At 70.2% G+C, this 17973-nt stretch carries 14 protein-coding genes and 3 pseudogenes; 7 read left to right on the forward strand and 10 right to left on the reverse strand.

The annotated features are described in order from the left end of the window. The first annotated feature begins 175 nt into the window (after positions 1-175). The 4 genes and pseudogenes from OO70_RS01420 to OO70_RS01435 all read left to right on the forward strand — a co-directional run. A complete protein-coding gene (locus tag OO70_RS01420; RefSeq protein WP_043662682.1) occupies positions 176-1063 on the forward strand; it encodes a sugar phosphate isomerase/epimerase family protein in 888 nt (295 codons plus the stop codon). Positions 1064-1190: 127 nt separating this feature from the next. After that, positions 1191-2039, forward strand: a complete 849-nt coding sequence (locus OO70_RS01425) for a sugar phosphate isomerase/epimerase family protein (protein WP_043662683.1) — start codon at positions 1191-1193, stop codon at positions 2037-2039. Positions 2040-2320: 281 nt separating this feature from the next. After that, the gene (locus OO70_RS01430) at positions 2321-3340 is read left to right on the forward strand and encodes a sugar ABC transporter substrate-binding protein (RefSeq protein ID WP_043662685.1); all 1020 of its coding nucleotides are present in this window, start codon (positions 2321-2323) and stop codon (positions 3338-3340) included. A 5-nt stretch (positions 3341-3345) separates the two neighbouring features. Then, positions 3346-3663 (forward strand): annotated as a pseudogene (locus OO70_RS01435) (ABC transporter permease subunit); the annotation flags it as partial. A gap of 30 nt (positions 3664-3693) precedes the next feature. Here OO70_RS01435 and OO70_RS01440 read toward each other — a convergent pair. The 4 genes and pseudogenes from OO70_RS01440 to OO70_RS01455 form a co-directional block, all read right to left on the reverse strand. Beyond that, positions 3694-4628: pseudogene (locus OO70_RS01440) on the reverse strand (Gfo/Idh/MocA family protein). Continuing rightward, positions 4625-4810, reverse strand: a pseudogene (locus OO70_RS01445) (dehydrogenase); the annotation flags it as partial. The pseudogenes OO70_RS01440 and OO70_RS01445, both read right to left, overlap by 4 nt. Before the next feature lie 103 nt (positions 4811-4913). Beyond that, entirely contained in the window at positions 4914-5675 is a 762-nt protein-coding gene (locus OO70_RS01450) for an SDR family oxidoreductase (protein ID WP_043662691.1), read from the reverse strand. Between the two features lie 18 nt (positions 5676-5693). Continuing rightward, positions 5694-6872, reverse strand: coding sequence for a phytanoyl-CoA dioxygenase family protein (locus OO70_RS01455; RefSeq protein WP_043662692.1), 1179 nt, complete (start codon positions 6870-6872; stop codon positions 5694-5696). 108 nt (positions 6873-6980) lie between these two features. Here OO70_RS01455 and OO70_RS01460 point away from each other — a divergent pair, with 108 nt between their 5' ends. Beyond that, positions 6981-8027, forward strand: a complete 1047-nt coding sequence (locus OO70_RS01460; protein ID WP_043662694.1) for a LacI family DNA-binding transcriptional regulator — start codon at positions 6981-6983, stop codon at positions 8025-8027. Between the two features lie 28 nt (positions 8028-8055). Here the strand turns inward: OO70_RS01460 and OO70_RS01465 are convergent, their stop codons facing one another. The 4 genes from OO70_RS01465 to OO70_RS01480 form a co-directional block, all read right to left on the reverse strand. Then, a complete protein-coding gene (locus OO70_RS01465) occupies positions 8056-8628 on the reverse strand; it encodes a YbhB/YbcL family Raf kinase inhibitor-like protein (protein WP_043662696.1) in 573 nt (190 codons plus the stop codon). After that, a complete protein-coding gene (locus OO70_RS01470; protein WP_043662698.1) occupies positions 8625-9191 on the reverse strand; it encodes an isochorismatase family cysteine hydrolase in 567 nt (188 codons plus the stop codon). The genes OO70_RS01465 and OO70_RS01470 overlap by 4 nt, the downstream gene beginning before the upstream one ends. A gap of 66 nt (positions 9192-9257) precedes the next feature. Continuing rightward, positions 9258-11015: an MFS transporter gene (locus OO70_RS01475; protein ID WP_043662700.1), complete on the reverse strand. Its 1758-nt coding sequence runs from the start codon at positions 11013-11015 to the stop codon at positions 9258-9260. Positions 11016-11044: 29 nt separating this feature from the next. Then, positions 11045-11485 carry a MarR family winged helix-turn-helix transcriptional regulator gene (locus OO70_RS01480; RefSeq protein WP_043662702.1) on the reverse strand — a complete coding sequence of 147 codons (441 nt, stop codon included), beginning with the start codon at positions 11483-11485 and terminating at the stop codon, positions 11045-11047. A 326-nt stretch (positions 11486-11811) separates the two neighbouring features. Here OO70_RS01480 and OO70_RS01485 point away from each other — a divergent pair, with 326 nt between their 5' ends. Together OO70_RS01485 and OO70_RS01490 are read left to right on the forward strand one after the other, a co-directional pair. Further along, positions 11812-13038 (forward strand): MFS transporter, encoded by a 1227-nt coding sequence (locus tag OO70_RS01485; RefSeq protein ID WP_078651188.1) that lies wholly within the window; start codon positions 11812-11814, stop codon positions 13036-13038. Between the two features lie 9 nt (positions 13039-13047). Further along, complete coding sequence (locus OO70_RS01490; RefSeq protein ID WP_043662707.1) at positions 13048-16170, forward strand: ATP-binding protein; 3123 nt, start codon at positions 13048-13050, stop codon at positions 16168-16170. Here OO70_RS01490 and OO70_RS01495 read toward each other — a convergent pair. Both OO70_RS01495 and OO70_RS01500 read right to left on the reverse strand, forming a co-directional pair. After that, on the reverse strand, positions 16151-16936 hold the full coding sequence (locus tag OO70_RS01495; RefSeq protein ID WP_043662709.1) for an ABC transporter permease: 786 nt from the start codon (positions 16934-16936) through the stop codon (positions 16151-16153). The two genes, OO70_RS01490 and OO70_RS01495, sit on opposite strands and share 20 nt — an antisense overlap. Beyond that, on the reverse strand, positions 16933-17901 hold the full coding sequence (locus OO70_RS01500; protein ID WP_043662711.1) for an ATP-binding cassette domain-containing protein: 969 nt from the start codon (positions 17899-17901) through the stop codon (positions 16933-16935). The genes OO70_RS01495 and OO70_RS01500 overlap by 4 nt, the downstream gene beginning before the upstream one ends. Between the last annotated feature and the right edge of the window lie 72 nt (positions 17902-17973).

Below are 17973 nucleotides of genomic sequence, written 5' to 3' on the forward strand. Positions count from 1 at the left end.
ATCAGTACTGGGTCGGCCTTGACGGCTTCTGGAGGGAGAAGGCAATGGCGCCTGCGGAACTGCTCATCGGAAGCCGATGGCAGGCATCTCAGCTGATGGGTATGACGCGCCGGGCGATGACCTTGACCTCGACCTCGGCCCCCCAAACCCCACTGAACCCCGGAAAGGCCACAGCATGACCACCTCACCCCTGAACAGGATCGCCGGCGCTCCCATCTCCTGGGGTGTGTGCGAAGTACCCGGCTGGGGTTACCAGTTGACGCCCGAGCGGGTGCTGAACGAGATGCGCGAGGTCGGCCTGGCCGCCACCGAGTTCGGCCCCGAGGGCTTCCTGCCCGCCGAGCCGGACGCCATGGCCCGGACGCTCGCCGACCACGACCTGCACGCCGTCGGCGGGTTCACCCCGCTGCTGCTGCACGTGCCCGGCCACGACCCGCTGCCCGAGGCCGAACAGCTCCTGGCGGGCTACGACGCCTCGAAGGCGGAAGTGCTGGTCCTGTCGGCCGTCACCGGCCAGGACGGCTACGACTCCCGCCCCGAACTCGACGCCGACGGCTGGAAGTTGCTGCTCTCCAACCTCGACCGGCTCGCCTCGCTGGCCGCCGAACGCGGCGTACGCGCCGTCCTGCACCCGCATGTCGGCACGATGATCGAGAACGGCGACGAGGTCCGACGCGTCCTGGAGCACTCGGCGATCTCCCTCTGCCTCGACACAGGCCACCTGCTCATCGGCGGCACCGACCCCGCCGAACTCACCCGCCAGGCGCCCGAGCGCATCGCCCACACCCACATGAAGGACGTGGACGCCTCCCTCGCCGCCAAGGTCCAGGACGGACAGCTCAGCTACACGGACGCCGTGCGCAAGGGCATGTACCGCCCGCTGGGCGCGGGCGACGTGGACGTCCAGGCCATCGTCACTCACCTCAGCGCCCGCGGCTACGACGGCTGGTACGTCCTCGAACAGGACACCATCCTGACCGAGGAACCCAAGGCGAAGGGCCCGGTCGAGGACGTGTGGGCGAGCGCCGAGCATCTGCGCTCGGTGTTGCGCGGGGTCGCGTAGCCGCATACGGGCCTGATGTGCTTTTGATGTGTTCCGAGGGATTGACCGATGTGTGAAAGCCACCTCAGAATGCCGGAGTGATCAGCTGCCGCGTCTTTTCCGAACATGAGGAATTCAGGAAACAGAAATGACCGCTGACGAATTTCTGGCCACTTGTTGGACCACGGCGGGCGACGCGGCTCCCGACGAGGCGGACCAGCGCAGTCCGCTGAATCTGCGGGACCGGGTGGAAGCGGCGCGCGACGCGGGGTTCACTGCTTTCGGACTGCTGTACGCGGACCTGGTCGAGGCCGAGCGCGAGTACGGAATGGCCGGGATCAGGTCGCTCTTCGCCGACAACGGGATCAGTCACGTCGAGTTGGAGCTGCTGACGGACTGGTGGGCGGACGGACCTCGGCGGGTCGCGTCGGACACCGTCCGCGTCGGCATGCTGAGAGCCATCGAGTCGCTCGGCGCACGCACTTTCAAGATCGGCCCCGACGTGGCGGACGAACCCTGGGAACTCGACGTCTGGGCCAAGGAGTTCGCGGTGCTGGCGGCGCAGGCCGACGGGGTGGGCGCGCGGCTCGGCGTGGAGCCGCTGCCCTGGTCCAACCTCAGGACCGTGCACGACGGACTACGGCTCGTCGAGGCCGCCGGTCACCCGGCGGGCGGCATCGTCATCGACGTCTGGCACACCGAGCGCGCCCATACGCCACCGGCCGAACTGGCGGACGTACCGGGTTCGCGGATCGTGGGCGTGGAGCTCAACGACGCCGACAGCCAGGTCGTCGGCACGCTCTTCGAGGACACCGTCCACCGGCGACGCCTGTGCGGAGAGGGCTCGTTCGACCTGCCGGGGATCATCGCCGCGCTCCGTACGGCGGGCTTCCGCGGCCCTTGGGGCGTGGAGATCCTCTCCGACGCGCACCGCGTGCTGCCGGTGCGGGAGGCCGCTGCCGCGGCGTATCGGAGTGCCGCGGCACTCGTGAACTAGAAAAGCCACAGGGGTGGCGGGAGCGAAACCACGGTCGCTCCCGCCACCCCTGTTTTCATTTCCATATATATGTACGAGACACGTTTTGGTGGCCGTTGAGGAATTATTTCAGACGCCTTGTCGTGATGGATAAATGATGTCATGACAAGCGTTGACCCCAGGGTGGCGTGACGGTTCTATCTCGTCATAAGCAACAGCCGTGTTAACGGCAGGTATTTCGCAGCCCTCGCTCGGCCAGCCGCTTATCCGTTTCCCCCGCAGCACAGTGAGGTGCCGGAAAGATGGACCGTACATCCCACCCCCGCTCCCGCAGAATCGTCCCCGTCGTCGCGGCGGCCGCAGCCGCCGCACTGCTTGTGGCCGGCTGCTCCAGCAGCTCCGGAGGCAAGCAGTCCACGGAGGACACCTCCGGTGTCTCGGCCGGGAAGGCCACCACGCCCCGCATGACGATCGCGATGATCACCCATGCGGCCCCCGGTGACACGTTCTGGGACACGATCCGCAAGGGCGCCCAGGCCGCCGCCGCGAAGGACAACGTCAAGCTCGTCTACTCCAGCGACCCCAACGGCCCCAACCAGTCGAACCTGGTGCAGAACGCGATCGACCAGAAGGTCGACGGCATCGCGGTCACCCTCGCCAAGCCCGACGCCATGAAGTCCGTGGTGGGCACGGCGGAGAAGGCAGGCATCCCCGTCGTCGGCTTCAACACCGGGGTGCAGGACTGGAAGAAACAGGGTCTGCTCGAGTACTTCGGCCAGGACGAGAGCATCGCAGGCGAGGCGTTCGGCCGCAGGCTCAACGAGGCCGGCGCCAAGCACACCATCTGCGTGATCATGGAACAGGGACAGGTGGCCCTGGAGGCCCGCTGCGCCGGCGTGAAGAAGACCTTCACCGGCAAGACCGACATCCTCAACGTCAACGGCACGGACATGCCGTCGGTGAAGTCGACGATCACGGCCAAGCTCCAGCAGGACAAGACCATCGACTACGTGACGACACTCGGCGCCCCGTTCGCGATGACCGCCATCCAGTCCATCGCCGACGCCGGGAGCAAGGCCAAGCTCGCCACGTTCGACCTCAACAAGGACGCGGTCGGCGCCATCAAGTCCGGCAAGATCCAGTGGGCCATCGACCAGCAGCCGTACCTCCAGGGCTACTTGGCGGTCGACTCGCTGTGGCTGTACAAGACGAACGGCAACTACAGCGGCGGCGGTCAGGCCCCCGTGCTGACCGGGCCGGCCTTCGTCGACAAGACCAACGTCGCCAAGGTCGCGGAGTTCGCCGCGAAGGGAACGCGGTGACGCCCATGTCCCAGATCACGGCTCCGGCGACGGACTTCCCGTCGCCGGAGCCGCCGGTCCCTGAACAGGACGGCCGGACCTCTGAACGGCCCCTGGCGATACGGCTGTTGGCCCGGCCCGAGGTCGGTGTGTTCGTCGCGCTGCTGGTGTCGCTGGGGATCGGTCTCCTCAACGGATGGATGGTCGTCAAGACGGGGCTGCCGAGCTTCCTGGTCACTTTGGGCAGCTTCCTGACCCTGCAGGGCGTGAACCTCGCGGTGACGAAGCTGGTCACCGGCAACGTGGCGACCGACGACATCAGCAACATGGACGGCTTCGACCGGACCGGTGCCGCCACCAACTGGTGTCTCTCCTCAGACTTCCGGAAGCGACGTACTCGGTCGGACCGGGAACTCCGCCGCTCGGTAGCAGTCGTCGATGAGCCGCATCGTGGTCAGCGCGTCCTCGGCGTCCAGCACTAGCGGCTGACCGCGCCTCAAGTGGGCGGCGAAGGCTTCCAGTTGGTAGGTGTACGACGACCGGCGCCCCAGTTCCTCGGTGCGCTCACCGGCCGCCGTACGCACGACGACACGGTCGTCCAGGTGGGGCTGCACGAAGTTCACTACCGTGGCCTCGCCGCGTGAACCCACGACGCGGCAGCTCATCTGCCAGCTGTCGTGCGCCATGTGGCACCGGGCGCTGCCGGTGGCTCCGCTGGGGAACTCCAGGTCCGCGTCCAGCCATTCGTCGATTCCCGGCGCATCGGCCTTCTCGCCGCCGGGCGCGGCGGCCAGCCGGGGCGCCCCGCCCGCCCAGCGGGCGAGCATCCGCTGGGCGTGCAGGCTGTAGCACCCGAGATCCATCAGCGCGCCGCCCGCCAGGGGAGCGACCACCGTACGTCGCTGTCCGGCGGTGCGGGCATGGCGACCATGGTGTCTACGTGCCGGAGATCGCCCAACTCCCCGCTGTCCAGCAGCTCGTGGAGACGCAGGACGACCGGGTGGAACAGGTAGTGGTAGTGGAAGCCCTCCATGAACACGGTGAGCGCGGCCAGGTTCCAGGGCCCGTGCAGGCTGTTGGCCAACGGGTTGTAGACGACCTCGACTTCCGGATCGGCGACGAGGTCGGCGTAGGAGTCGACCGCCCGCTCCACGCCGTGGGCAGCGGCGAAGGCCTCGGCCCGGGACCGGTCGCGTGCGGCCATCGCGACGAGGCGGTGGCCGGTCGCCCGGGCCGGCCCCACGATGGACAACTCCGCGATCCGGGCCGCGCCCAGCACACCGATCCGCAGTGGCTCGTCCGTCGTCATGCGCGTACTTCTTCGCGTCGTACCGGGCGGTGTTCGTGGAGGGGCAGAGTGCACGCGTCGGTGAACCGGTCCATGAAGAAGGTGTGCTGCGTGCCGGCCGGGAAGATCGTGCCCGGCTCGACGGACCGCAGCGGCACCTTGTCCTCCGGACCGACCGCGATGCTGTCCTTCATGGACTCCACCGTGTCCAGGCCGGCCAGGGTCTCCGCGTGGAAGGCGTCGATGCGGCCGAGTCCCATGGCGCCTGTGCGCATGAGAATCGTGCTCCTTCTGCCGGCGCCCGGCTCAGTCCTGGCCGCCGAGGACGTTCTGGTCCCAGTCGATCACCGAGCCGGTCACCACACCGCTGCGGTCGGACAGCAGGAACACCACGAAGTCGGCGATCTCGTCCGGCTGGCCGAGCTTGCCCATCGGCTGTGATCGCGCGGCCTTCTCACGCCAGTCGTCGCCAGCGCCGTGGAAGGTCCGCTGGACGACGTCCTCGCCCTCGGTGTCGGTCCAGCCGATGTTGACGGTGTTGATGCGGATGCGGTCGTAGCGGTGGGCGTGGGCGGCGTTGCGGGTGAGGCCCGCGAGGCCGGCCTTGGCCGCGGAGTACGGGGCGAGGAAGGGCGGTCCGCCGTGGGCGCAGTTGGAGCCGATGTTGACGATGGTTCCGGGTGCCTCGCGGGTGGTCATGTCGGCGACTGCCGCCTGCATGGCGAAGAAGGGGGCCTTCAGGTTGATCGCCATGTGCTGGTCGAACAGTTCCGGGGTGGTGTCCAGCAGTGAGCCGCGTGACGTCAGTCCCGCCGCGTTGACGAGGCAGTCGACGCGGCCGTGGGCTTCGACGGTGCGTACGACGCTGTCGCGCGCCTGGACCGGATCGGCGAGGTCGGCCCGGACGAAGTGCGTGCCGGTGTCCGCGGCGAACTTCTCGCCCACCTCCGTGCGGCGGCCGGTGATCACCACCACCGCGCCCTCGCGCACCGTCGCCCGCGCGATCGCGGCGCCCACGCCCTGGCTGCCCCCGTTGACGAGGACGACTCTGTCCTCAAGCAGTCCCATGAATGTGATGTGTCCTTTTCAGCTCTGGCGGCGCTTGGCGGCGGCCTGCAGTTCGTGGCGCAGCCGCTCTGGGTCCCAGTCCTCCGCGACGGCCTGCCGGAGGGTGTCCGCCTGCGAGGGCGGGGCGAGACCCTCGACCGGCGGGTCGAGGTCGAGGTTGGTGGGGAAGGGGTAGCCCTCGGCGGTGGCGGCGATCACGCGCCGCAGCCAGTCCTCCGAGACACCCTCGGCCTTGCGGCTCAGCAGCACCGGGAACAGGGCGTTCGCCATCGCCTCACGGTCCACCGTCTCCATGGCACGCCCGAAGGCGGAGGAGATCTGCAACAGATTGGCCATGCGCTTGATGTCGGCGGAGCGGTTGTGCCCGGCGGCGTGGAAGAGCGCGGGGTTGAAGAACACCGCGTCGCCCTTCTCCAGGGGGAGTTGGACGTGGTTCGCGCCGAAGTACTCGACGAACTGCGGGAGTCGCCAGGCGAGATAGCCCGGCTCGAACTTCTGCGAGTGCGGCAGGTAAAGGGTCGGGCCGGACTCGACGGGCATGTCGCAGTGGGCCACCGCGCCCTGCAGGGTCAGTACCGGCGAGAGCCGGTGGACGTGCGCGGGATAGGCCGCCGCCTGCTCCTGGGAGAGGAAACCGAGATGGTAGTCGCGGTGCACGTTCTGCGCCGCGCCGCCCGGGTTGACCACGTTGACCTGCGAGGTGACCTGGTAGGCGGGGCCCAGCCAGGCCTCCGAGATCAGCTCCAGGATGTCGTTCGCGTAGTAGTCGGCGAACGCCTCGGGCGCCCGTACGGCCACCTTGTCCAGGGCGTTCCAGACCCGGTCGTTCGCGCCGGGCTTGGCGAAGTGGTCGCCGCGGGCCGTGCCGCTCGCGCGCTCCTCCGCGATCAGGGCGCGGAAGGCCTCGGACGCCCGGTCGACGATCGTCGCGTCCGGGAAGGCGCCCTTGAGGACCACGATGCCCGGCCCGTCGAGCAGCGCCCGCACCAGTTCGCTCTGTACGTCCCGACGGCCCTCGGCGGTGGCCGCGAGACCACGGAGCCGGCCGCTGTCGTAGAGCGGGACGTTCTGTTCGATCCGCTCGGCCGAGGGGTGGTCGGCGGGGTCGGTGCGCTGCTCCACGAGCGAGCGGAACGTGTCGAGATCGCAGTCCGCCTCGGTCAACCAAGTCCGCGTCCCTGCGGTTATGGGAGACATGGGGGTCCTTTCGCTGTCGGTGCGTTTCTGCCAGTCTTGAGAACCCAAACCCATCATTCAATGCCTACCGCTACATCAAAAGTGCATCATCGGTCCGGGAGATCACTCATGCGACATCCGTACCCGATCAGGGAAATCGCCCGCCAGGCCGGGTTGAGTACGGCCACTGTCGACCGTGTCCTCAATCAGCGGGGCAACGTCACGGAGAGCACCATCAGGGAGGTCCAGGAAGCCATCAAGGACCTGGACCGCCAGCAGAGCCAGGTCCGGCTCGGGGGCCGCACCTTCATGATCGACATCGTGATGCAGACCCCGGAGCGGTTCTCCACCGCCGTACGGGAGGCACTCGAAGCCGAACTGCCCTCCCTGCACCCCGCTCTCGTACGCTCGCGTTTCCACTTCCGAGAGACGTGCCCGCCCGCCGAACTGATCGGAACCCTCGACAAGATCGCGAAGGGCGGCACGCAGGGCGTGATTCTCAAGGCCCCCGACGAGCCGGAGATCGTCGCCGCCGTCGGCCGGCTGGTCGCGGCGGGCATCCCCGTCGTCACCCTGGTGACCGACCTGCCGCACAGCGCCCGCCTGGCCTACGTCGGCATCGACAACCGCGCGGCCGGCGCCACCGCCGCCTACCTCCTCGGACAGTGGCTGGGCAAGCGGCCCGGCAACGTGCTCACCACCATCAGCCGGGGTTCCTTCCGCGGCGAGGAGGAACGCGAGATGGGCTTCCGCAGCGCGATGCGCCTGGCCGACCCCAGGCGGTCCCTGGTCGAGGTCACCGACAGCGACGGCCTGGACGCCACCCAGCACGAACTCGTCCTGGAGGCACTGAAACGGGACGAGGACATCGTCGCCGTCTACTCGGCGGGCGGCGGCAACGTCGCCACCCTCGACGCCTTCGACACGCTCGGCCGGGAGTGCGCGGTGTTCATCGCCCACGACCTCGACCACGACAACACCCGCCTGCTGCGCGAGCGGCGACTGTCCGCGGTCCTCCACCACGACCTGCGCCAGGACATGCGCCGCGCCTGCCAGATCGTCATGCGCGCCCACAAGGCACTCCCCGACGACGGTCCGGCGCTGCCCTCGGCGATCCAGGTCGTCACACCGTTCAACCTGCCGCCGGGGGCACCGTCCGTACCGGTCGTCGACTGAACCGGTCGCACGCTGAGGGGTGTTGGGGTCAACGCTCGTAGACGCCGGTCAGTCGGTCGCGTGCGAGGACGGGTGCGGTGATCGCGGGCAGCAGGGCGCGGGGCCGTGCCCGGTCCACCGGCGTGGTGCCGGGGCCGCTGTCCACGGCGGCCGCGAGAGCGAACAGCTGGAAGACATAGCGGTGTGGGCCGTGGCCCTTGATGGGCGCGGGGCCGTGGTAGCCCCGTCCGATGGTGGAACGGAGCACCCGCACCCCGGAGCCGGGCTGTCGTGCGGCCAGGGCGCCGGGCTCCAGGTGCCCGGTTGCCGGGTCGATCAGGGCGAGGCAGTGCACGGCGGGCCTGGGAATGGGGACGTCGATGTCCTCCACGACCAGGAGGAGTTGTGCGGTGCCGGGTGGGGGTGGGGTCCAGGCCAGGTGGGGTGACAGGTCGGCGCCGCCGATCTGCTTCGCGCAGTGCTTCAGCGGCATCGTGTCGCCGTCGCCGAAGTCCTGGCTGGTGAGGGTCAGTTGTTCAGGGCCCTGCAGGGTGGGCAGGTTCCATGCCGTGTGGGTCTCGCCTGCTCTGCGGTTGCGGAGGATGCGGCCGAGCAAGGTCATCGCGTCGCCTCCACCATGTCGACGACCTCGGCGGTGGTCGCGGTCTCGCCGAGCTTGGGGAAGACGCGCTCGACGCTGTGGCGATGGGCCTCGGGATCGGGATCGCCCATGGCGTCGGTGGCCAGGACGACGTGGTAGGCGTGGTCGGAGGCCGAGCGCGCGGTCGACTCGACGCCCGAGCTCGTCGCGATGCCGCACAGCACGACCTGCGTGACGCCCAAGTCCCGCAGGAGCGTGTCGAGTCCGGTGTCGTGGAACGCGCTACGACGCCGCTTGGTGATCAGGTGATCGGTCGGCTGTACGTCGAGTTCGTCGATGAGGTCGGCCCAACCGGTCGGCGGGGCAGCCGTGTTCGCGGACCGTCCGGTGTCTGTACGTCCCGGGGCGCGTCCCGTGACGTTGACCAGGACCACGGGAAGACCGTGCCGCCGGAACTCGGTGGTCAGGTGGGTCGCCTGCTTGACGGCGTCGGTGACCGGATCGTCGGTGAGGGCCCGGACGATGCCCTTCTGCAGGTCGACCACGACGAGCGCGGGCGCGGGGTCGATCGTTGTCAGTGGCATGGGAGTTGCTTCTCCTGTGGGTGTCGGCCGCTTTGCGGGGGTGGGGGAAGGGGCATGGCCGTCGGCTCACCTGTCCGGTCGTGCCAGGGTGTCGCCGGTGGCGGCCTTGCGCGGCCCTGGAGCCTTGGCCGTAGGGCCGGTGCCGGCGCCGCGCAGCAGGGAGGCGAGCGCGGCGAGGAAGGCGAGGGTGGCGCCGAAGGCGAACACGATGACCAGGCCGGAGTGGAAGGGCCCGGATATCAGGGTTGGGAAGAACTCGCTGCCGGTGAGGGTGTGTTGCTGTGCCGCCGTCAGATGGGTCAGGACACCGCTGGGCTGGAGCAGGTGTTGGATCGGGTTGACGCCCAACTGCGCGGCGAACAGGGAGGAGACCGGGGGCAGGCCGCCGACCTGGGCGGCCAAGTGGGCCGGTACGCCTTGCTGTTGGAGTCCGGTGGTGAGCGTGTGCGGGAGGCTCCTGGCCAGCCCGGCGATCATGAGGGAGAAGAACACGCCGATGGAGACGGCGGTGCCGGAGTTCTGGAAGGTGGCGCGCATGCCGGACGCGACACCGCGCAAGCGGGCGGGCACACTGCCCATGATCGAGGAGGAGTTGGGGGAGGCGAACATCCCGCTGGCTATCCCGTTGAGCGCGATCAGCAGCGCGAAGATCCAGTAGCCGAAGTCGATCGGCAGGCACATCAGGCCGAGGAAGGTGGCGCCGAACAGCGCAGCGCCGCCGGTGGCCAGCCCCCGGGAGCCGAGCCGGTCGGACAGATAGCCGGACACCGGGCCCGCCGCGAGGAAGCCCGCCGTCAGCGGCAGCATGAAGATGCCGGCCCACAGCGGGGTGTCGCCGTAGTCGTAGCCGTGCAGCGGGAGCCAGATCCCCTGCAGCCAGATGATCAGCACGAACTGCATCCCGCCCCGGCCGATCGAGATGGCCAGGCCCGCCAAGTTGCCGAAGGTGAAGGCCCGTTGGCGGAAGAGGCTCAGCTGGATCATCGGCGCGGAGACGCGGTTCTCGATGACGACGAAGGCCGCGAGGAGCAGCAGTCCGCCGGCTATGAGCACGTCGACCAGCGGGTTGGTCCAGCCCATGGTGTGGCCGCCGTAGGGCTGGAGGCCGAAGGTGATCGCGATCAGGGTGGCGCTGAGGCCCACCGCGAAGGTGATGTTGCCCCACCAGTCGACGCGGCCGCCGTCGTGCTTGGCGGTCTCGCGCAGGGTGCGGTAGGCCCACACCGTGAAGAACACGCCAATGGGCACGTTCACCCAGAACACCGCCCGCCAGTCCCAGGCCGACAGCAGCCCGCCGGCGACCAGGCCGATGAACATCCCGCCCAGGCCGGCGACTTGGTTGATGCCCAGGGCGAAGCCGCGCTGCTCCTCGGGGAAGGCGTCGGTCAGGATCGCGGCCGAGTTCGCGGTCAGCATCGAGCCGCCGACGGCCTGCAGCACCCGCCAGGCGATCAGCCACATCGCTCCGTGGCCGCCGTCGACGGGGTCGAAGGACAGCAGGACCGAGGCGAAGGTGAAGACCGCGAACCCGGAGTTGTAGATCCGGACCCGGCCGTACATGTCGCCCAGGCGGCCCACCGTGACCACCAGTACGGCCTGGACCAGCCGGTACCCCATGATCATCCACAGGAGATAGGCGATGTTGCCCGGCGCGAGTGGGTCCAGGTGGATGCCCCGGAAGATCGTGGGCAGGGCGATCAGCACGATGGAGCCGTCCAGCGCGGACATGAAGACCGCGGCGGTCGTGTTCGTCAGCGCCGTCCACTTGTACCGGTCGTCGGCGGCCGGGCGGCGCGGGGCGCGCGTCTTGGAAGGGTCTGTCATCGGTCTGCTTCCTCGTGGCTCCGTCGACGTCAGATGTTCTGGGCCAGTCGCTCCAACAGCGGTGCCGCCGCCGCGAGTTGCTCCAGCTCCGCCGGGGTGAACGCGCCGCCGGTCAGGGCCCGCGCGAGGAGTTCGGCCCGTGCGTTGCGCTTGTTCTTCAGCGCCTGCCGGCCCGCGTCGGTCACGGACAGCACCACGCGCCGGCCGTCGTCCGGGTCCGGGCGGCGTTCCACCAGGCCGCGGGTCCGCAGCGCGCTGAGCGTCGCCCCCATGGCCTGCGCGGTGATCTGCGCGTCCCGGGCCAGCGCCGAGGAGGTCGTGGGGCCCGCGCGGTCCAGCTGCGACAGTGCGGTCCGCTCGGGCATCGTGAGCCCGCCCTCGAGCGGCTGCTGGCGGGCCCGTCGCACCAGCACGCCGATGCTCGCCAGCAGCGCCGAGGCGACCGCGTTCGGGTCCAGGTCGTCGTTCATGTACTAAGGCTACTTTATAAACCTGCCTTAGTAAATTCGTCGGCGCCTGCGCTGGCGCCGCGTGTGCGCGGGCTCCGAGGAGAGCAGTAATCGCTTTTCGTACCAGGCCCCGCGAGCTACTGTCCGAACAGCGAGTGATCGACGAGGAGTTGGAGCCGAGAGATGCCCGGTCGTCCGGGCGCGCGTTGACGTCGTAGGCCTTGATCGGCCCGTCATCGCGTGCCGCCCTTGATGCTGCGGCACAGCGAGCCTTTCCCCGCCCGAACCGTGGCGCGCCTTCGCGCGCCGGGTCGCGGGTCTCGTTGTCGGCAACGCAAAGGGTCTCTGTGCCGTCCACTTCGAACAATGACTTCCGTCGGCTCTGGCTGGGTCAGACAGCCTCCCAACTCGGCGAACAGACAAGCCTGGTGGTGCTCCCGCTCTTCGCCGTACTGGCACTCGACGTCGGTTCCGGCGAGTTGGGCGCCCTGCGCGCGACGGGAGAGGCGCCGATTCTGTTGCTCTCGCTCTTCGTCGGTGCCTGGGTGGACAGGTGGCGGACGCGCACGGTGATGTTGGTGGCGGACCTCGGCCGGACGATGGTTCTGTGGGCCGCAGCGGCGGCCGCACTGCTCAACTGGCTCGGCCTGCCCGCGTTGTTCGTGGTGGTCGCCGCCTCCGGGGCCCTGTCCGTGTACTTCGACGTGGCCTACCAGGCCTCTGTCGTTCGGCTGGTGACGCACGATCAACTGGTGCGTGCCAACAGTGTGTTGGAGGGCAGCCGGTCGGCGGCCCAGATCGGCGGCCCCGCTCTCGGCGGCGCGTTGGTGACCCTGCTGTCGGCGCCGATCGCTGTCGCCTCCGGAGCGCTCTTCTTCGCGCTGTCGTTCCTGTCGGTCCGCCGGATCCGGCGGACCGAATCCGTCCCGGCACGCCTGGAGTGTCCCCCTCGGGTGTGGCGGCGGATTCATGAGGGCCTGCGCTTCGTCGTCGGCGACCCCTCGCTGCGTACCGTGTGCCTCGCCGCCGCCCCCTTCCAGTTCTTCTTCGCGGCGACGATGACCGTCTATCTGCTCTTCCTCCCGCGCGAACTGCACCTGTCGGGCACCGCCGTAGGCCTGGCGCTCGCGGCGACCGGTCCGGGGGCGCTCGTCGGCGCGATGCTGGCAGCCCGGCTGCCGAGGCGCTTCGGCCACGGCACGGTGCTGGTCGTCGCGGCGGCACTCGGCGACGGCGTTTTCCTGTGGGTGCCCGCGCTGCACGGGTCGTCCGCGACGACGCTTCCCGTACTCCTCGCGGTCAACTTCGTGTTCGGGATCGGCGGGCAGTTGGTGAACGTCACCGTCATGGCCGTCCGGCAGGCCGTGACCCCGCACGGGATGCAGGGTCGTGCGGCCGCGACGATCACGTTCGTCGGCATGGGACTGAGCCCGCTGGGATCTCTGCTCGGCGGCTTCCTCGCCCAGGAGTTGGGGCTGCGCACCAGCCTCCTGGCGACTGCGGCAGGCATGATGCTGTCCCCGGCGGTGATCGCGCTGTCTCCGCTCGCGCGCCTGGGGCGGGACCTTGGTTAATCTGCACCGGTGACCATTGACCTGACCCTGCTGCCGCGAGTCGCCCATCGAAGCCAGGAGGTCACCGCTCCTCGGCTGCGCGGACTCCTCGCGCTGCTCGCGGGAGACCTGCGCACGGGCTGCGGCACCGAGCGGCTGGTCGCGGGGCTGTGGCCGGACGAGCTGCCGGAGCGGCCGGGAAAGGCGCTCCAGGTCCTCGTGTCCAGGGCGCGCGCGCAGCTGGGCGCGGACCTCATCGTCAGCACACCGACCGGATACCGGCTCGCTCTCGCCGAGGACCAGGTCGACAGCTCCGCCCTGCTGCTGCACGCCGCCGCGAGCGCGGAGCGGGCCAGGGCCGGGGACCGCGCGGGATCGCTGGCCGCCGCCGAGGCCGGCCTCGCCCTGTGGGAGGGCACTCCTGACGAGGGCGGTGACACCGACGACCCCGTGGCCGCGTTGCGCGCCGAGCGCGCCCCCGTCCGCGACGTGCTCGTCCGCGCACAGGCGCTCGCGCTCGCCCGCCTCGGGCGGCACGCGGAGGCCGCCGGGCCGCTGGCCCTGGCCGCCGTGGCGCATCCGCGCGACGAGGAGGTGCTCGCCGAACTGCTGCGCGGCGAGGCGGCGACGGCGGGCCCGTCCGCCGCGCTGACCCGGTACGAGGCGTACCGCCGTGAGCTGCGCGACGACCTCGGCACGGACCCGGGCGCCGGACTCAAGGCCGTACAGCAGGAGTTGCTGCGCGGCGAGGCGCCCGTGGCCAGGCACGGTGTGCCGCACGAGCCGAACCCGTTGCTCGGCCGGGACGAGGACATCGCGTCGGTGGAACGGCTGTTGCGCGTCTCCCGCGCCGTCACCGTCGTGGGCCCCGGCGGTCTCGGGAAGACCCGGCTCGGGCACGCCGTGAGCCGGCGGGCCGAGCAGCGCGTGGTGTATTTCGTGCCGCTCGCCGGCGTCACCGTGGACACGGACGTGGCCGCCGAGGTCGCCTCCGCGCTCGGCGCCGGTGCCCTGGGCGGGCATGCCTCGGGAGACCCGGTGACCGGGATCCTCGGCGTGCTCGGCTCGGGGCCCGTGCTGCTGGTCCTCGACAACTGCGAGCAGGTCGTCCGGGGCGCCGCCGACCTCGTACAGGCCCTCGTCTCGTCCTCGAAGGACCTGCGGGTCCTCGCCACCAGCCGGTCCCCGCTGGGCCTCACCTCGGAGGCGGTGTACGCCCTGCCCGAACTCGGTCTCGCCACCTCGGTCGAGCTGTTCACCCAGCGGGCCAGGGCCGCCAGAAGCGGCGTGGAACTGCCGCCGGACGCCGTGGCCGAGCTGTGCCGCCACCTCGACGGGCTGCCCCTCGCCGTGGAGTTGGCGGCGGCGCGGGTGCGGGTCCTGTCGGTTCCGGACATAGCCCGTCGCCTCGGCGACCGGTTCGCGCTGCTGCGCGGCGGGGCACGGGACGTACCGGAACGCCACCGCACCCTGCACGCGGTCGTCGAGTGGAGCTGGAACCTGCTCGCCGAGGACGCGAGGGCGGCGCTGCGCACCCTGTCCGTTTTCCCCGGCGGCTTCTCCGGAGACGCGGCGGAGCAAGTGCTCGGCGAGGACGCGCTGTTCCTGCTGGAGCAGTTGGCCGATCAGTCGCTGCTCACCGTCACCGACACCACGGCCGGCGTGCGGTTCCACATGCTGGAGACCGTACGGGAGTTCAGTGCGGCCCGGCGTGCCGAGGCGGGCGAGGACGAGACGGCCGTGGACCAATTCCTCGTCTGGGCACGGGACTTCGGGGTCGGGCACCACGACGTGCTCTTCGGCTCGGACTCGCAGGCCGCCTGGGAGCGGATCAAGGCCGAGCAGGACAACCTCGCGGCGGCCCTGCGGCACGCCCTGGCCCGTGCGGACCAGCCGGCCACCGCCGCCCTCGCCGCCGTCCTCGGCGCGCTGTGGTCCACCGGCACCAACTTTCCCCGCCTCGCCGCCCTGGTCACGGACACCGGTCCGCCGCTGTCGCACTACCGTCCCGAGCCCGCATACGTCGAAGTCGCCCGCACCGCCGCGGTGTTGGGCACGGCGACCGTGTTCATGGGCCCCGGCCCACGCGCCGTACGCCAGCTCGTCACCCTCCGGCGGTTGCCCCCGGCACCGCCGGACACGCTGATGCGCGCCACCGCGGTCGTGCTGAGCGCGATCCCCGGGATACGGCCCCCCGACTACGACGTGCTGCGGCGGCTCTGCGACAGCGAGCAGCCGCTGCTCTCCGGCATCGCCGAGTGCGTCGCCTGCTACGTCTGGGAGTTCGAGCACGATCTCGACCGCGCGCTCGTGTCGGCCCGTCGGACGGTCGAAGGTCTGGCGCCGGTCGACAACCCGTCCGTGCGGATGATGGTGCATTCCCGGTTGAGCGAACTGTGCCTGCGGACAGGGCGGGGCGAGGAGGCGTACGAGCATCTCCGGGCGTCGCTCGACGTGCTGCCGCGGCTGGGCGACGGGCACGACCACATCGGCATCCGGTCGCTCCTCGTCCTCGCCTGTCTGCAACGCGGCGACGCGGACGAGGCCGAGTACTGGCTGCGGCAGGCGGAGATCTACAACACCCCGCCGGAGGACGACTTCTACCGGCCCGACCTCGGCGGGCGCGCCGAGATCGCGCTCGCCCGCGGACTGACGGAGGTCGGACTCGGTCTGTGGCGCGGCGCCGTGGAGCGCATGCTCGCGGCCGGCCCGCTGCGCGGAGCCGATGCCGGGCTCGACCCGTGGGCGTACATGATCCAGGCGGTGGCGGTGACGGCCCACGCGCGTGCCGGGCGACTCGAGTTGGTCCCGGATGTGGCCGATCGACTGCGCGCGCGGCTGCGGACGATGCTCGCCGAACCGGTCGGCTCGCCCGCCGAACTCCCCTTGTTCGGGACGATGTTGCACGCCCTCGGCATGGCGGGGCTCGCGTCCGGCGACACCGGTGCCGTACGGATGCTCGCGCTGGCCGAACGGCTGCGGGTGATGCGGGAGTTCCAGCCCACGATGTCGGCGGACAGCGCCAGGGAGGCCGCCGAGGACGCCGACAGGGCGGCGTACGCCGACGCGGTGTCGGAGTACGCCGCCCTGGGGCGCGATGAGTTGCGGGAGGCGGCCCGCGCCGTCATGGCGGTTACTTCGGGTCGCGGTTGAAGGACGCCGTCGACCAGCGGTAGCCGAGCACGGTCAGGCCGACGCACCAGGCGAGCGCGATCCACCAGTTGTTGCCGATCTCGGTGCCGAGCAGCAGGCCGCGCAGGGTCTCGATGGCCGGGGTGAAGGGCTGGTACTCGGCGATCGGCTGGAACCAGCCCGGCATCGTGTCGGCCGGGATGAAGGCGCTGGAGATGAGCGGGAGGAGGATCAGCGGCTGTGCGCTGTTGGCGGCCGCCTCGGCGCTCGGGCTGACCATGCCCATCCCGACGGCGATCCAGGTGAGCGCCAGGGAGAACAGCGCGAGGAGTCCGAGCGCCGCCAGCCACTCCAGGGCGGTGGCGTCCGTGGACCGGAAGCCGATGGCCACGGCGACGGCACCGACGAGGACCACGCTGGCGACGCACTGGATCACGCTGCCGACGACGTGCCCGACGAGCACGGACCCGCGGTGGATCGCCATCGTCCGGAAGCGGGCGATGATGCCCTCGTTCATGTCGGTGGCGACGGACACCGCGGTCCCGATCACGGTGCCGCCGATGGTCATCATCAGGATGCCCGGGACGAGGTACGCGACGTAGTCGGAGCGGTCCGCGCCGCCGATGCCCGTGCTCAGCACATCGCCGAAGATGTAGACGAAGAGCAGCAACAGCATGATCGGGGTGAGCAGCAGGTTCAGGGTGAGGGACGGATAGCGGCGCGCGTGCAGCAGGTTGCGGCGCAGCATCGTGGACGAGTCGCGTACGGCGAGGGAGAGGGTGCTCATCGGACGTTCTCCTTGGGCTGGTTGGGGACGGCGGCGCCGCCGGTCAGGGCGAAGAACACGTCGTCGAGGTCCGGGGTGTGCACGGTCAGCTCGTCCGCCTCGATGCCGGTCGCGTCCAACCAGTCGAGGATGGAACGCAGTTCGCGCTGACTGCCGCCGCTGGGGATCTGGAGCGAGAGCGCGTCGTCGTCGCGAGTGACCTCGCGCAGGGCGACGGCGGCGGACTGATAGGCGGCCGGGTCGGTGAAGCGCAGCCGCACGTGTCCGCCCGGGACGAGCCGCTTCAACTCCTCGGCGCTACCCTCGGCGGCGATCCGGCCGTCGTTCAACACCGCGATACGGTCGGCGAGTTCGTCGGCCTCGTCCAGGTACTGGGTGGTGAGGAAGACGGAGACACCGCCGGAGACCAGCTCGCGGATGATGCCCCACATGGTGTGCCGGGAGCGCGGGTCGAGACCGGTGGTCGGCTCGTCGAGGAAGATGATCCGCGGGCCGCCGACCAGCGTCATGGCGAGGTCGAGGCGCCGCTTCATGCCGCCGGAGTAGGTGGAGGCAGGCTTCTTGGCGGCCTCGGCGAGGTCGAAGCGCTCCAGGAGTTCGGCGGCGGTACGGCGGCCCTCCTGCTTGGACAGGTGGTGCAGGTCCGCCATGAGGAGCATGTTCTCCTCACCGGTGATCAGTCCGTCCACGGCGGAGAACTGCCCGGTGACACCGATCTCGGCCCGCACGGACTGCGGATCGACGGCCAGGTCGTGACCGCCGACCCGCAGCTCGCCGGCGTCGGCCGTGACGAGGGTGGAGAGGATCTTCACGGCGGTGGTCTTGCCGGCACCGTTCGGGCCGAGCAGGGAGAAGATGGTGCCGGTCGGCACCGCCAGGTCGATGCCGTCGAGGACCGTCTTGTCCCCGTAGGCCTTGCGCAGCCCGGTGGCTGAGATCGCGAGTGCGTCGGTCGTTGTCGTCATGCCGCAGAGCGTGCGGCAGGGCGCATTCAGCGCGGTTTCACGACGGTTTCAGCGCCCTGGAACCGGGGGCGA

The organism is Streptomyces xylophagus (assembly GCF_000716435.1).
Classification (GTDB): Bacteria; Actinomycetota; Actinomycetes; order Streptomycetales; family Streptomycetaceae; genus Streptomyces; species Streptomyces xylophagus.

Excerpts from the sequence above, each read along its gene's own strand:
- OO70_RS01420 (WP_043662682.1), top strand. The coding sequence starts at position 176 with ATGACCACCTCACCCCTGAACAGGATCGCCGGCGCTCCCATCTCCTGG.
- OO70_RS01425 (WP_043662683.1), top strand. The coding sequence starts at position 1,191 with ATGACCGCTGACGAATTTCTGGCCACTTGTTGGACCACGGCGGGCGAC.
- OO70_RS01430 (WP_043662685.1), top strand. The coding sequence starts at position 2,321 with ATGGACCGTACATCCCACCCCCGCTCCCGCAGAATCGTCCCCGTCGTC.
- OO70_RS01450 (WP_043662691.1), bottom strand. The coding sequence starts at position 5,675 with ATGGGACTGCTTGAGGACAGAGTCGTCCTCGTCAACGGGGGCAGCCAG.
- OO70_RS01455 (WP_043662692.1), bottom strand. The coding sequence starts at position 6,872 with ATGTCTCCCATAACCGCAGGGACGCGGACTTGGTTGACCGAGGCGGAC.
- OO70_RS01460 (WP_043662694.1), top strand. The coding sequence starts at position 6,981 with ATGCGACATCCGTACCCGATCAGGGAAATCGCCCGCCAGGCCGGGTTG.
- OO70_RS01465 (WP_043662696.1), bottom strand. The coding sequence starts at position 8,628 with ATGACCTTGCTCGGCCGCATCCTCCGCAACCGCAGAGCAGGCGAGACC.
- OO70_RS01470 (WP_043662698.1), bottom strand. The coding sequence starts at position 9,191 with ATGCCACTGACAACGATCGACCCCGCGCCCGCGCTCGTCGTGGTCGAC.
- OO70_RS01475 (WP_043662700.1), bottom strand. The coding sequence starts at position 11,015 with ATGACAGACCCTTCCAAGACGCGCGCCCCGCGCCGCCCGGCCGCCGAC.
- OO70_RS01480 (WP_043662702.1), bottom strand. The coding sequence starts at position 11,485 with ATGAACGACGACCTGGACCCGAACGCGGTCGCCTCGGCGCTGCTGGCG.
- OO70_RS01495 (WP_043662709.1), bottom strand. The coding sequence starts at position 16,936 with ATGAGCACCCTCTCCCTCGCCGTACGCGACTCGTCCACGATGCTGCGC.
- OO70_RS01500 (WP_043662711.1), bottom strand. The coding sequence starts at position 17,901 with ATGACGACAACGACCGACGCACTCGCGATCTCAGCCACCGGGCTGCGC.